At 72.6% G+C, this 14359-nt stretch carries 13 protein-coding genes; 11 read left to right on the forward strand and 2 right to left on the reverse strand.

The features are described 5' to 3' along the window. Positions 1 to 85: 85 nt before the first annotated feature. The 8 genes from D581_RS0128405 (at position 86) to D581_RS0128440 (ending at position 8675) form a co-directional block, all read left to right on the forward strand. Positions 86 to 1198, forward strand: coding sequence for a quinone-dependent dihydroorotate dehydrogenase (locus D581_RS0128405; RefSeq protein ID WP_018960538.1), 1113 nt, complete (start codon positions 86 to 88; stop codon positions 1196 to 1198). Continuing rightward, a complete protein-coding gene (gene pyrF / locus D581_RS0128410; protein ID WP_018960539.1) occupies positions 1195 to 2034 on the forward strand; it encodes an orotidine-5'-phosphate decarboxylase in 840 nt (279 codons plus the stop codon). The genes D581_RS0128405 and pyrF overlap by 4 nt, the downstream gene beginning before the upstream one ends. Before the next feature lie 244 nt (positions 2035 to 2278). Continuing rightward, on the forward strand, positions 2279 to 2602 hold the full coding sequence (locus tag D581_RS0128415) for an integration host factor (RefSeq protein WP_003970367.1): 324 nt from the start codon (positions 2279 to 2281) through the stop codon (positions 2600 to 2602). Positions 2603 to 2640: 38 nt separating this feature from the next. Further along, entirely contained in the window at positions 2641 to 3234 is a 594-nt protein-coding gene (gene gmk / locus D581_RS0128420) for a guanylate kinase (RefSeq protein WP_026290991.1), read from the forward strand. A gap of 62 nt (positions 3235 to 3296) precedes the next feature. Beyond that, on the forward strand, positions 3297 to 3569 hold the full coding sequence (gene rpoZ / locus D581_RS0128425) for a DNA-directed RNA polymerase subunit omega (RefSeq protein WP_003970369.1): 273 nt from the start codon (positions 3297 to 3299) through the stop codon (positions 3567 to 3569). A 162-nt stretch (positions 3570 to 3731) separates the two neighbouring features. Next, on the forward strand, positions 3732 to 4982 hold the full coding sequence (coaBC, locus tag D581_RS01000000137830; protein ID WP_018960541.1) for a bifunctional phosphopantothenoylcysteine decarboxylase/phosphopantothenate--cysteine ligase CoaBC: 1251 nt from the start codon (positions 3732 to 3734) through the stop codon (positions 4980 to 4982). Positions 4983 to 5174: 192 nt separating this feature from the next. Beyond that, positions 5175 to 6398, forward strand: coding sequence for a methionine adenosyltransferase (metK, locus tag D581_RS0128435; RefSeq protein ID WP_018960542.1), 1224 nt, complete (start codon positions 5175 to 5177; stop codon positions 6396 to 6398). 132 nt (positions 6399 to 6530) lie between these two features. Further along, entirely contained in the window at positions 6531 to 8675 is a 2145-nt protein-coding gene (locus D581_RS0128440) for a primosomal protein N' (RefSeq protein WP_018960543.1), read from the forward strand. Positions 8676 to 8787: 112 nt separating this feature from the next. Here D581_RS0128440 and D581_RS0128445 read toward each other — a convergent pair whose 3' ends face one another. Beyond that, positions 8788 to 9351, reverse strand: coding sequence for a hypothetical protein (locus D581_RS0128445; protein WP_018960544.1), 564 nt, complete (start codon positions 9349 to 9351; stop codon positions 8788 to 8790). A 269-nt stretch (positions 9352 to 9620) separates the two neighbouring features. Between D581_RS0128445 and fmt the strand changes: the two genes are divergently transcribed. Further along, on the forward strand, positions 9621 to 10553 hold the full coding sequence (fmt, locus tag D581_RS0128450) for a methionyl-tRNA formyltransferase (RefSeq protein WP_018960545.1): 933 nt from the start codon (positions 9621 to 9623) through the stop codon (positions 10551 to 10553). Between the two features lie 131 nt (positions 10554 to 10684). On the opposite strand, the gene D581_RS0128455 is transcribed toward fmt, so the two are convergent. Further along, entirely contained in the window at positions 10685 to 11629 is a 945-nt protein-coding gene (locus D581_RS0128455) for an erythromycin esterase family protein (RefSeq protein ID WP_018960546.1), read from the reverse strand. Between the two features lie 303 nt (positions 11630 to 11932). Here D581_RS0128455 and D581_RS0128460 point away from each other — a divergent pair, with 303 nt between their 5' ends. Next, positions 11933 to 13366, forward strand: a complete 1434-nt coding sequence (locus tag D581_RS0128460) for an RsmB/NOP family class I SAM-dependent RNA methyltransferase (protein ID WP_018960547.1) — start codon at positions 11933 to 11935, stop codon at positions 13364 to 13366. 207 nt (positions 13367 to 13573) lie between these two features. Beyond that, on the forward strand, positions 13574 to 14257 hold the full coding sequence (gene rpe / locus D581_RS0128465; RefSeq protein ID WP_018960548.1) for a ribulose-phosphate 3-epimerase: 684 nt from the start codon (positions 13574 to 13576) through the stop codon (positions 14255 to 14257). Positions 14258 to 14359 lie beyond the last annotated feature (102 nt).

A 14359-nucleotide genomic window follows, 5' to 3' on the forward strand; every position in this document is an offset into this window, starting at 1 on the left:
TGTCCCCCTCTCTGTGAGCCCTGTCGACTCCTCTCGACTCCTCGCGAGCCCTGTCGAGCACGCCGAGCACCAAGGACATCTCTTCATGTACGAGCTCTTCTTCCGGCTGGTCTTCAAGCGGATGGATCCCGAGCAGGCCCACTACGCGGCCTTCCGCTGGATCCGCCTCGCCGCCCGGACCCCCCTCCTGCGCACCTTCGTCGCCGCCGCCCTCGCCCCGCGCTACAAGGAGCTGCGCACCGAGGCCCTCGGCCTGCGGATGCACGGTCCCTTCGGCCTCGCCGCCGGCTTCGACAAGAACGCCGTCGCGATCGACGGCATGGCCATGCTCGGCTTCGACCACATCGAGATCGGCACCGTCACCGGCGAACCGCAGCCGGGCAACCCCAAGAAGCGCCTCTTCCGGCTGGTCGCGGACCGCGCGCTGATCAACCGCATGGGCTTCAACAACGAGGGCTCCGCCGCCGTCGCCGCCCGCCTCGCCGCCCGCAACCCCGTCTTCCGCACCACGGTCGGCGTCAACATCGGCAAGACCAAGGCCGTCCCGGAGGCCGAGGCCGCCGCCGACTACGTGAAGTCCACCGAGGCGCTGGCCGGCCACGCCGACTACCTGGTCGTCAACGTCTCCTCGCCCAACACCCCCGGCCTGCGCAACCTCCAGGCCACCGAGTCGCTGCGCCCGCTGCTCACCGCCGTACGCGAGGCCGCCGACCGCACCGTCACCACCCGGCGCGTCCCGCTGCTCGTCAAGATCGCCCCGGACCTCGCGGACGAGGACGTCGACGCCGTCGCCGACCTCGCCGTGGAGCTGGGCCTGGACGGCGTCATCGCCACCAACACCACCATCGCCCGGGAGAGCCTGGGCCTGAAGTCGGCCCCCGGACTGGTGGGGGAGACCGGCGGACTGTCCGGCGCGCCCCTCAAGGAGCGCTCGCTGGAGGTCCTGAGCCGCCTGTACGCCCGCGTGGGGGACCGGATCACGCTGGTGGGCGTCGGGGGCGTCGAGAACGCCGAGGACGCCTGGCAGCGCATCCTCGCCGGAGCCACCCTCGTCCAGGGCTACAGCGCCTTCATCTACGAAGGTCCCTGCTACGCCCGCGCGATCCACAAGGGCCTCGCCGCCCGGCTCGCCGCCTCGCCGTACGCCACCCTCGCCGAGGCCGTCGGCGCCGAGACCCGGAAGAAGGCCGCCCTGTGACGCCCGAACCCTTCGGCGCCCGCCTGCGCCGTGCCATGGACACCCGCGGGCCGCTCTGCGTCGGCATCGACCCGCACGCCTCCCTGCTCACCTCCTGGGGCCTGAACGACGACATCGCCGGCCTGGAGCGCTTCACCCGGACCGTCGTGGAGGCGCTGGCCGACCGGGTCGCCGTCCTCAAGCCGCAGTCCGCGTTCTTCGAGCGCTTCGGCTCGCGCGGCGTCGCCGTCCTGGAGAAGGCCGTCGAGGAGGCACGCGCCGCCGGGGCGCTCGTCCTGATGGACGCCAAGCGCGGCGACATCGGCTCCACCATGGGCGCCTACGCGGCGACCTATCTGGACAAGGACTCCCCGCTCTTCTCCGACGCGGTCACGCTCTCCCCGTACCTGGGCTTCGGCTCGCTGCGCCCGGCCCTCGACGCCGCCGCCGTCTCCGGCGCGGGCGTCTTCGTCCTCGCCCTCACCTCCAACCCGGAGGGCGCCGAGGTCCAGCGGGCCACGGCGGCCGACGGCCGCTCGCTCGCCCAGCTGATGCTCGACCACATGGCCGCCGAGAACGCCGGGGCCCTCCCGCTCGGCTCGGTCGGCGCGGTGGTCGGCGCGACGCTCGGCGACCCCGGGGTCGACCTGGCGATCAACGGGCCGCTCCTCGCGCCCGGCATCGGCGCCCAGGGCGCGACCCCGGCGGATCTTCCGGCGGTGTTCGGCGACGCGGTGGGCAACGTGGTCCCCAGCGTGAGCCGGGGCGTGCTGCGCCACGGCCCGGACGTGTCCGGGCTGCGCGAAGCCGCCGAGCGGTTCGCGGACGAGGTCCGCGGGGCCGTATCCGGCAGCTGACCCTGACACGTTTACAGCGTGTTGACGAAATACTGACGAGAAACCTGGTCGATATGTCGCGAAAATCCTGGTCGGCCACAGCTGACCAGGACTTTTCGTCTGTTCTCGCTGACTACAGCGGCCCTTGCCGCTAGTCTCCGTCGAGAGCGGCCGAGCACAGTGTGTTCTCCGCTCACCTGGTGGGTGGCGTCCAGCTTCCCCGCCGGTCCGTATCCGACAGATCGACATCCGAGGTGACGTAGGCGTGGCTCTTCCGCCCCTTACCCCTGAACAGCGCGCAGCCGCGCTCGAAAAGGCCGCCGCGGCTCGCCGGGAGCGGGCCGAGGTCAAGAATCGACTCAAGCACTCCGGCGCTTCCCTCCACGAGGTCATCAAGCAGGGCCAGGAGAACGACGTCATCGGGAAGATGAAGGTCTCCGCACTGCTCGAATCCCTGCCGGGCGTCGGCAAGGTCCGCGCCAAGCAGATCATGGAGCGTCTCGGCATCTCCGAGAGCCGCCGGGTCAGGGGTCTTGGCTCCAATCAGATCGCGTCCTTGGAGCGTGAGTTCGGCGGCAGCCCCGCCTGACGTTCTCAGGCACTCCTGAGAACGGGGATAATCGCCCCATGGCTGCAACATCCCGGGGGACGTCCCCCGTACCCCCGGACGTACGTCCGCGGCTGACCGTGCTCTCCGGCCCCTCAGGGGTCGGCAAGAGCACGGTCGTCGCTCATATGCGCACCGTGCACCCCGAGGTCTGGCTCTCCGTGTCGGCGACGACACGCAAGCCACGCCCCGGGGAGCGCAACGGTGTGCACTACTTCTTCGTGGACGACGAGGAGTTCGACAAGCTCGTCGCCAACGGTGAACTGCTGGAGTGGGCCGAGTTCGCGGGCAACCGCTACGGCACGCCCCGGCGCGCCGTGCTCGACCGACTGGAGGCCGGCGAACCGGTCCTGCTGGAGATCGACCTCCAGGGCGCCCGGCTGGTCCGCCAGTCGATGTCCGACGCGCGTCTGGTCTTCCTGGCCCCGCCGAGCTGGGAGGAGCTGGTGCGCCGGCTCACCGGCCGGGGCACCGAGGCCCCCGAGGTCATCGAGCGCCGGCTCGCCGCCGCGAAGATCGAACTGGCCGCCGAGGCCGAGTTCGATACGACGCTCGTCAACACCTCCGTCGAGGACGTCGCGCGTGAGCTGCTAACGTTGATGCTTCAGGCCTAGATCTCCGCGATCGTTTCGGATCGTTCTGATCTTTGATCTACATCCCCTTCGGAAGGCAGAGAGTGTCCTCTTCCATCACCACGCCCGAGGGCATCATCAACCCGCCGATTGATGAGCTCCTCGAAGCCACCGACTCGAAGTACAGCCTGGTGATCTACGCGGCCAAGCGCGCCCGCCAGATCAACGCGTACTACTCGCAGCTCGGTGAAGGCCTCCTGGAGTACGTCGGTCCGCTCGTCGACACCCACGTGCACGAGAAGCCGCTCTCGATCGCACTCCGCGAGATCAACGCGGGCCTGCTGACCTCCGAGGCCATCGAGGGCCCCGCGCAGTAACGCAGGAGCACCACGGCACCTCACCTCAGGCCCGGCGGCCCGTCCGCCGGGCCTGAGGCGTGCCCGGGGCCGGATGAACGCGGTCCGGGCGGTGAGGCAGCATGGGGGGCGTACGTGTGGGACGCGTACGTTGCCTTACGTTGCCGAGTGCGGGGAGACGCAGTGGACAAGCCGAAGGTCGTCCTGGGGGTCAGCGGGGGCATCGCCGCCTACAAGGCGTGCGAGCTGCTGCGCCGGCTGACCGAGTCCGGCCACGACGTACGGGTCGTCCCGACCGCCGCGTCGCTGCACTTCGTGGGGGCCGCCACCTGGTCGGCGCTCTCCGGCCACCCGGTCTCCGACGAGGTCTGGCAGGACGTCCACGAGGTCCCGCACGTGCGGATCGGGCAGGGCGCCGACCTCGTGGTGGTCGCCCCGGCCACCGCGGACATGCTGGCCAAGGCCGCCCACGGGCTCGCCGACGACCTGCTCACCAACACGCTCCTGACCGCCCGCTGTCCGGTGGTCTTCGCCCCCGCGATGCACACCGAGATGTGGGAGCACCCGGCCACCCAGGAGAACGTCGCCACCCTGCGCCGCCGGGGAGCCGTCGTCATCGAGCCCGCCGTCGGGCGGCTCACCGGCGTCGACACCGGCAAGGGCCGGCTCCCCGACCCCGGCGAGATCTTCGAGGTCTGCCGCCGGGTGCTGGCGCGCGGGGTCACCGAGCCCGACCTCGCGGGCCGCCATGTGGTGATCAGCGCCGGCGGCACGCGCGAGCCGCTCGACCCGGTGCGCTTCCTGGGCAACCGCTCCTCCGGCAAGCAGGGGTACGCGCTGGCGCGCACCGCGGTGGCCCGGGGGGCACGGGTCACGCTGATCGAGGCCAACACCGGGCTGCCCGACCCGGCCGGGGCCGATGTCCTCCGCGTCGGCACGGCCGTCCAGCTGCGCGAGGCCGTGCTGAAGGCCGCCCCCGGTGCGGACGTCATCGTGATGGCGGCCGCGGTGGCCGACTTCCGTCCCGCCGCGTATGCCTCCGGCAAGATCAAGAAGAAGGACGGCGAGGAGGCGCCGGTCGTCACCCTGGTCCGTAACCCCGACATCCTCGCCGAGGTCGCCGGTGAGCGGGCCCGCCCGGATCAGATCGTCGTCGGATTCGCCGCCGAGACCGACGACGTCCTGGTCAACGGCCGTGCGAAGCTCCGCCGCAAGGGCTGCGACCTCCTCGTGGTCAACGAGGTGGGGGAACGCAAGACCTTCGGCGCCGAGGAGAACGAAGCGGTCGTCCTCGCCGCCGACGGCCAGGAGACGCCGGTGCCGTACGGCCCCAAGGAAGCGCTCGCCGACACGGTCTGGGATCTGGTTTCGGGCAGGTTCCGGCCGATTCACAGTCAACCCTCCGGGCGGGCGAAATCGTCCTATAAGGCCTGAAACATGGGTCGGGAAGGGTGGATTGTCCTACTGGCTCCCTGCGTGGCGCACGTCACGAACCTCCCAAAGGGCGAGACACCTGCCCCGCTGGCCCGATGCGACCGATAAACTGGCCGACGGTACGGGCCGAGCGCAGCTCTCGGTCGTGCCACCCATGATCAGCCAGCAGCCGCTGCAACCCCAGGGAGCGATGTGTCCCGCCGTCTCTTCACCTCGGAATCCGTCACCGAGGGTCACCCCGACAAGATCGCTGACCAGATCAGCGACACGATTCTCGACGCGCTCCTGCGCGAGGACCCCTCCTCGCGCGTCGCCGTCGAGACCTTGATCACCACCGGTCTGGTGCATGTCGCGGGCGAGGTCACCACCAAGGCCTACGCCGACATCCCCAACCTCGTGCGCAACAAGGTTCTGGAGATCGGTTACGACTCCTCCAAAAAGGGCTTCGACGGTGCTTCCTGTGGCGTCTCGGTGTCGATCGGCGCGCAGTCGCCGGACATCGCGCAGGGCGTCGACACCGCGTACGAGAATCGGGTCGGGGGTGCCGCCGCGGGTGGAGAGGTCGACGAGCTCGACAAGCAGGGCGCGGGCGACCAGGGCCTGATGTTCGGCTACGCCTGCGACGAGACCCCGGAGCTGATGCCGCTCCCGATCCACGTCGCGCACCGCCTCTCCCGGCGGCTGTCCGAGGTGCGCAAGAACGGGACCATCCCCTACCTGCGCCCCGACGGCAAGACCCAGGTCACCATCGAGTACGACGGTGACAAGGCGGTCCGTCTGGACACGGTGGTCGTCTCCTCGCAGCACGCCTCCGACATCGACTTGGACTCGCTGCTCGCGCCCGACATCCGCGAGTTCGTCGTCGAGCACGTCCTCGCACAGCTCGTCGAGGACGGCATCAAGCTGGACACCGAGGGCTACCGCCTGCTGGTGAACCCGACCGGCCGCTTCGAGATCGGCGGCCCGATGGGCGACGCCGGCCTGACCGGCCGCAAGATCATCATCGACACCTACGGCGGCATGGCCCGGCACGGTGGCGGCGCCTTCTCGGGCAAGGACCCGTCCAAGGTCGACCGCTCCGCCGCGTACGCGATGCGCTGGGTCGCCAAGAACGTCGTGGCCGCCGGTCTCGCCGCGCGCTGCGAGGTCCAGGTCGCCTACGCGATCGGCAAGGCCGAGCCCGTCGGTCTCTTCGTCGAGACCTTCGGCACCGCCGCGGTCGACACCGAGAAGATCGAGAACGCGATCGGCGAGGTCTTCGACCTCCGCCCGGCCGCGATCATCCGCGACCTCGACCTGCTGCGCCCGATCTACGCGCAGACCGCCGCCTACGGCCACTTCGGCCGCGAGCTCCCCGACTTCACCTGGGAGCGCACCGACCGCGTGGACGCCCTGCGCGCCGCCGCCGGTCTGTAGCGAAACCGCCCGCGTACGACAGCGGGGCGGGCGTCATCGAGTACGACAGCGGGGCCCGGACACCGAACGCGGTGGCCGGGCCCCGCTGCCGTGCCCCCGCCGCTGTCAGTGCACTCTGGTAGGAATTCAGCTGTGAGCAGCGAGAACGAGCAGTCCGCCGAACCCGGTGCCGGGGCGCCGGAGCAGCTTGCGCTGATCCGGGAGACCGTGCGCCGGGCGAAGGTCCCGCGTGCCAAGCCGCGCACCTGGCGCGGCGCGGCCCTCGCCGAGGAGCTGCCCGTCGCCCGCGTCCTGGTCAACAAGGGCGTCCTCCACCTCGACCAGTACTTCGACTACGCGGTCCCCGAGGAGCTGGACGCCGACGCGCAGCCGGGCGTCCGGGTGCGGGTCCGGTTCGGGGCGGGAGGACGCAATATCCAGGGCGGGCGGCGTGAGGGCGGCGGGCTGATCGACGGCTTCGTGGTCGAGCGCCGCGCCGACTCCGACTACCGGGGGGCGCTGGCCGCCCTCGCCTCCGTGGTCTCCCCGGAGCCGGTCCTCGGGCCCGACCTGCTCGCCCTCTGCCGCGCCGTCGCCGACCGGTACGCGGGCAGCCTCGCCGATGTGCTCCAGCTCGCCGTCCCGCCCCGCAACGGCCGCGCCGAGTCCAAGCCCTCGCCGGACCCGCTGCCCCCGCCCCCCGCGCCGGAGCCGGGCACCTGGGAGCGGTACGGCCAGGGCCCGGCCTTCCTGCGCGCGCTGGCCGAGGGGGGCGCTCCGCGCGCGGTGTGGACCGCCCTGCCGGGCCCGCACTGGCCCGCCGAGATCGCCGGGGCCGTCGCCGCGACGCTCTCCTCCGGGCGCGGCGCGCTCGTCGTCGTCCCGGACGGACGGGCCGCCGGACGGGTCGACACGGCCCTGACGGAGGCGCTCGGCTCCGGCCGGCATGCCCTGCTGACCGCCGACTCCGGCCCCGAGAAGCGCTACCGGCAGTGGCTCGCGGTGCGCCGGGGCTCGGTGCGGGCGGTCGTGGGGACCAGGGCCGCCATGTTCGCGCCCGTCCAGGACCTCGGCCTGGTCGTCGTCTGGGACGACGGGGACTCCAGCCACAGCGACGACAACGCCCCCTTCCCGCATGTCCGCGAGGTCCTGGAGCTGCGGTCGGCACAGGGCCGCTGCGGCTTCCTCCTCGGCGGGACCAGCTGCACGGTCGAGGCCGCCCAGCTCGTGGAGAGCGGCTGGGCGCTGCCGCTCCTCGCGGACCGCGAGCGGCTGCGCCGCGCCGCGCCCCTCATCCGTACGGTCGGGGACGGCGAGCTGGCCCGGGACGGGGCCGCCCGGACCGCCCGGCTGCCCAGCCTCGCCTGGGGGGCCGTGCGCGACGGCCTGCGCAGCGGTCCGGTGCTGGTCCAGGTGCCCCGCCGGGGTTACGCCCCCCGCCTCGCCTGCGAACGCTGCCGCACGCCCGCCCGCTGCCGGCACTGCGCGGGCCCCCTTCAGGCCCCGGACCAGCAGGATCTCAACTGTGCGTGGTGCGGGCGGGCCGAGCGGGCCTGGCACTGCGCGGAGTGCGGCTCGAACCGGCTGCGCGCCCAGATCGTCGGCGCCCGCCGCACGGCGGAGGAGCTGGGCCGGGCCTTCCCCGCCGTGCCCGTCCGTACCTCGGGGCGCGACCACATCCTGGACGCGGTGCCCGACACCCCGGCGCTCGTCGTCAGCACGCCCGGCGCGGAGCCCGTCGCCGAAGGCGGCTACGCGGCGGCCCTGCTTCTGGACGGCTGGGCGATGCTCGGCCGGCCCGATCTGCGGGCCGGGGAGGAGGCGCTGCGCCGGTGGACGGCCGCGGGGGCGCTGGTGCGGGGCCAGGACGAGGGCGGCACGGTGGTGATCGTGGCCGAGCCGACGGAGCGCGCGGTGCAGGCGCTGGTCCGCTGGGACCCGGCGGGATTCGCCCGGCGGGAGCTGGCGGAGCGGGCCGAGCTGGGCTTCCCGCCGGTCTCCCGGATGGCCTCGGCGACGGGTCCCGCCGAGGCCCTGGCCGCGTTCCTCCGGACCGCCGGGCTGCCGCCGGAGGCCGAGATCCTGGGGCCGGTGCCGATTTCGTCGGCCGAGCCGGGCAGGCCCCGCCGCTCGGGGGACGCCCCGCCGGGCGAGACCTGGGAGCGGGCCCTGATCCGGGTGGTCCCGGGGCGGGGGGCGGCGCTCGCCCGCGCCCTGAAGACGGCGCTCGCGGCCCGCATGGCCAAGGGGGCGACCGACCCGGTGCGCATCAGGATCGACCCGCCCGACATCGGTTGAGACCACGGGGGACGCCCCCGCGGGGACCCTGGGCCCCGGACAGGCCCTGGGCCCGGACAGGGGACTGCCCCGCCGTGCGACCGGCACGGTGGGGCAGAGGGACGGCGCCCGGTCAGCCGTTGCGGGGGCCCGGGAAGGCGCCGGGGCGCAGCTCCTCGCGGACCGGCCGGTCCGCGAGAGGCTGCGGCGGCATCGAGCGGGCCGCCGGGACCGAGGGCACCGGGGAGCCGGGCCCCCCGGCGGAGGAACCGGACAGCCCGGGCCCGACGGAGACCGGGCGCGACACGGCCGCGGCCTCGCCGCCCGTCTCGGCGGTGGGCTGCGGCGTGGTCCGGCGCGTTCCGTAACGGCGGTGCACGGCCTGCTTGGTGACGCCGAGGGCGGAGCCCACCGCGTCCCAGGAGAAGCCCAGGGAGCGGTCGAAGTCCACCGCGGCCGTGACCAGCGTCTCGACGCTGTCCCGCAGTTCCTGCGCGAGGCGGACGGTGGGGGCCGGGGCCCTGCCGTAGACGACGAAGCCCGCGGAAGGGCCGGAGCGGCGCGGACGGTAGACGTTGCCCAGCTGGGCGGTGAGGGTGCGCAGCGCGTCCACCTGCCGCCGGACCCGCTCGATGTCCCGCACCAGAAGATGCAGACTGGCCCGCGCTTGGGCGTCGTGGGTTGCGTGGTCGGCCATGAAGAAGCCTCTCGAACCGGCGTTGAAAGGGATCGGGCCGCATCGGGGCGGCCCGCTTCGGTCAATCTCCTTTGACCAACGCCCGAGCCGGGTATGTGGTCACGCTATCGGGGCGTATGTGCATATGCACGGGGCGTGCGCGGCGCGCGTACGCCCCCCGGTCGCCGCCCCCACGCAAGGGAGCCACCGGGCCCCGATCAGCGGCACGCCCCTAGACTGGTGTGCTGCTCGTCACCGTACGTCTTGGCCCGAGAGGCAGTCAGCCACCCATGAAGCTCGTCTTCGCCGGCACCCCCGAAGTCGCCGTCCCCGCACTGGACGCCCTGATCGCCTCCGGCCGCCACGAGGTGGCCGCCGTCGTGACCCGCCCGGACGCCCCCGCCGGGCGGGGCCGCCGACTCGTCGCGAGTCCGGTGGCCGAGCGGGCGGAGGAGGCCGGGATCGAGGTGCTCAAGCCCGCGAAGCCCCGGGACGAGGAGTTCCTCGCCCGGCTGCGCGAGATCGCCCCGGACTGCTGCCCGGTCGTCGCCTACGGGGCCCTGCTGCCCAAGGCCGCCCTCGACGTACCCGCCCGGGGCTGGGTCAACCTGCACTTCTCCCTGCTGCCGGCCTGGCGGGGCGCGGCGCCGGTCCAGCACGCGGTGATGGCCGGGGACGAGGTGACCGGCGCGTCGACCTTCCTGATCGAGGAGGGACTGGACTCCGGCCCGGTCTACGGAGTCCTCACCGAGGAGGTCCGCCCTACCGACACCAGCGGCGACCTGCTCACCCGGCTCGCCTTCGCGGGGGCCGGGCTGCTCGCCGCCACCATGGACGGCATCGAGGACGGCACGCTGCACGCCGTGGCCCAGCCGCACGACGGCGTCACCCTGGCCCCGAAGATCACCGTCGAGGACGCCCAGGTCCAGTGGTCCGCGCCCGCCCTGCGGGTCGACCGGGTGGTGCGCGGCTGCACCCCCGCCCCCGGCGCCTGGACCCTGTTCCGCGGCGAGCGGCTCAAGCTGATCCAGGCCACGCCGGTCCCAGACCGCACCGACCTGGCCCCCGGCGAGCTGTCGGCCGCCAAGAACAACGTGTACGTGGGCACCGGATCGCACGCGGTCGAGCTGCTCTGGGTCCAGCCGCAGGGCAAGAAGCCGATGAAGGGCGCCGACTGGGCGCGCGGCGTCCGCATCGTCCACGGCGAGCTGCTCGGCCTGTAGCAAAGCGCCCCGAGCGGCCGGGACGGGACGCGGCCGGGACGGGACGGTTCGAGTCGGGGGTCCTGTCCGGCGGATCAGCGCATGTCTGCGTGGCGGAGCCGACGTCCGCGGAGTGCTCCGCCGGGCAGCCTTCAGGGCAAGGGCCGGGACGGTGTCACCTCTTGGGTGTGGACGACGACGTCGAACCAGCTCGCGAGCGACCCGCCCGACATGTGGTGGGCCCCGTCATCCCGGGGGTCGTAGAACGGGCCGATCAACCGCGTGCGCGTCGGGGCGTCCAGGAGACGGCGGATCGGCTCGGGCCGCGATGTGCCCAGATCCAGGACGTATCCCGCCCTGTCCTCGGCGGCCGTGTGCAGCAGGCTGTCGACGAAGTCCGGGCGTGGGGCGGGCAGTGGCCGGCCGATCGAACCATGCCCCATGGTCAGGCCCACGGACCGGTAGTCCTGTCCCAGTCGTTCACGCAAGTAGCCGCCCATGTTCCGGTGCGACTCCAGGGGCTCCGAGGGGGACACGCTACGCGGGGCGCCGATGGCGGTGTGCGCCGTACCACCCCAGTAGACGACCTTGTCGCCGGTGAGCTGCTGCCACCAGCTCACGCCGTCGGCCAGCGTGCGTTCCAGTTCGGCCAGACCATCGAGCCGTGTGGTGTGCCGCACCGGTTCAGCGGGGAACTGCGCGAAACATACCGGGTCGCCCGGGTGGCGCTTGTTGTAGGACCGCATCCAGTGGACGAGATCGAGGATCTCGGCGGTCTGCCAGAACGACCGTGCCTTTCCCAGCAGTGCGCGGGGGTCTCCATCGCCGGTGGCGACATGGACGTCCAGGCCGAGGCGAACGGGGTCGTCGCCCTCCAGGGCAAGGGAGCGAAACCCCTCTTCTTCCACCAGCAGCCGCACGATGCGATGCGCCACGTCCGACAATTCGCGTGTCTGCCGGGCAGCTGCTCCAAGCGCCACGATCTTGGCGTCGCGCACCAGCGGGGCGAGCGGCCGCAGATCGTCCAGTGGCTCGTCAGGCTTCCTGTTCACGAGCGCTTGGGAGTTCTTCTTGATCCATTCGGTCGCTGTCTCCACTGGCCTGCCCTTCATCCCCGAGCTCCGCTTCCTGCGGGCCCCTCCAGGAGATCGTCTGACCTCAAGCTCGGTTGAGGTCAAGAGTTCGTGACGTCGAGTCGGCGCTCGTCACTGGAGCGGCCCCTCTCGACTTCGTTTCTGCGTTCGCCCGCTCCTCGTTCGTCAGCTCTACCCGACCCATGGCCATGCCGACGGTCCGACGCTGAACCGGGCCAGGGCCCCGGGCTGCCGTTCGGGCGCCCGGGGACGGCGACGTACGCTGGGAGAGTTCGCACCTCTCACCATCAGCGGAGCACCTTTCACGTGAACGACCAGCCGCGTCGCCGTCCCGCCAAGCCCCACCGTCGTCCGCAGAAGGACCCGGTCCGTTTCCTGGCCTTCGAGGCGCTCCGGGCCGTGGACGAGCGTGACGCGTACGCCAACCTCGTGCTGCCCCCGCTGCTGAAGAAGGCCCGTGCCAAGGGCGACTTCGACGGCCGGGACGCGGCGCTGGCGACCGAGCTGGTCTACGGGACGCTCCGCCGCCAGGGTACGTACGACGCGATCGTGGCGGCCTGCGTCGACCGGCCGCTGCGCGAGGTCGACCCGCCGGTCCTCGATGTCCTGAACATGGGCGTCCACCAGCTGCTCGGCACCCGTATCCCCACGCACGCGGCCGTCTCCGCCAGTGTGGAGCTGGCCCGGGTGGTGCTGGGGGAGGGGCGTGCGAAGTTCGTCAACGCGGTGCTGCGCAAGGTCACCGCGCACGACCTCGACGGCTGGGTGGAGAAGGTCGCCCCGCCGTACGACGAGGACGCCGAGGACCACCTCTCCGTCGTGCACTCGCACCCCCGCTGGATCGTCTCCGCCCTCTGGGACGCGCTGGGCGGCGGCCGGGCGGGCATCGAGGACCTGCTGGAAGCCGACAACGAGCGGCCCGAGGTGACGCTGGCGGCCCGCCCCGGCCGTTCCACCACCGATGAGCTGGCCGAGGCGCTCGGCGAGGACAACTCCCTGCCGGGCCGCTGGTCCCCGTACGCGGTCCGGATGGCCGAGGGCGGCGAGCCCGGCGCGCTGGAGGCCGTCCAGGAGGGCCGGGCGGGCGTCCAGGACGAGGGCAGCCAGCTCGTCGCCGCCGCCCTGGCCGCCGCACCCGTCGAGGGCCGCGACACCCGCTGGCTGGACGGCTGCGCGGGCCCCGGTGGCAAGGCCGCCCTGCTCGCCGCCCTCGCCGCCGGCCGGGGCGCCGCCCTGCTCGCCGCCGAGAAGCAGCCGCACCGCGCCCGGCTGGTCGAGCGGGCGCTCGCCGGCAACCCCGGCCCGTACCAGGTGATCACCGCGGACGGCACCCGTCCGCCGTGGCTGCCCGGCACGTTCGACCGGATCCTGATGGACGTTCCCTGCTCCGGCCTGGGCGCTCTGCGGCGTCGTCCGGAGTCCCGCTGGCGGCGTCGGGCCGAGGACCTCGAAGCCTTCGCCCCGCTCCAACGAGGCCTGCTGCGCGAGGCGTTGAAGGCCGTAAGGGTCGGCGGCGTGGTCGGCTACGCGACCTGCTCGCCGCATCTCGCGGAGACCCGCGTGGTGGTCGAGGACGTCCTCAAGGGCCGGGGCGGGGAGCCGGTGGAGGCGGAGTGGATCGACGCCCGCCCGCTGATGCTCGGGGTGCCGGCGCTGGGGGACGGCCCCGACGTCCAGCTGTGGCCGCATCTGCACGGCACGGACGCGATGTACCTGGCGCTGTTGCGCCGGACCGGCTGAACCTGCCGCCCGCCCTCGGGAAAGACCGGGCGATGCGGGGTCGACGGCCGGGCACGGCAGCCCGTCAGATCCCCGGGATTCCTGAGAACGGCAAAGGAACAGTAAAGCGCCAGCAAAATGTGCAGAATGTGCGAAGTGTGATGGCCCTGTGAGGCTTCGGAGCCCAGCGAGGCGGGGAACCGGCGGGAGACGTGGCAGGCTTGGGTCATGGCGCAGATCAACCCCAGCATCCTGTCCGCCGATTTCGCGCGTCTCGCCGAGGAGGCGAAGGCCGTCGAAGGCGCGGACTGGCTCCACGTCGATGTCATGGACAACCACTTCGTGCCCAACCTGACCCTCGGCGTGCCGATCGTCGAGGCGCTCAGCAAGGCCACGGACACTCCGCTGGACTGCCACCTCATGATCGAGGACGCGGACCGCTGGGCCCCCCAGTACGTGGAGGCGGGGGCCGGGTCCGTCACCTTCCACGCGGAGGCGGCGGCGGCTCCGGTGCGCCTGGCGCGGGAGATCCGGGCGAAGGGGGCCCGCGCCTCGATGGCTCTCAAGCCGGCGACGCCCATCGAGCCGTACGAGGACCTGCTGCCCGAGCTGGACATGCTGCTGATCATGACGGTCGAGCCGGGCTTCGGCGGCCAGGCCTTCCTGGACATCATGCTGCCGAAGATCCGCCGCACCCGGGAGCTGATCAGCAAGCACGGTCTCGAACTGTGGCTCCAGGTCGACGGCGGGGTGTCGGCCACCACCATCGAGCGCTGCGCCGAGGCCGGCGCCGACGTCTTCGTGGCGGGCTCCGCCGTCTACGGGGCCCAGGACCCGGCCGCGGCGGTGCGGGAGCTGCGGGCACAGGCGGACGCGGTCACGGCCGTCGCCCCCTGGGCATGCGGACACTGAACCAAGGGCAGATGAACGCGGTCCGACAGGGCCGATCAAGGATCGCCGGATCTGACAGGATGAACGGCGTATCGGGCGTGTGAACAGCAGTGAGGAGATCGC

This window comes from Streptomyces sp. CNB091 (assembly GCF_000377965.1).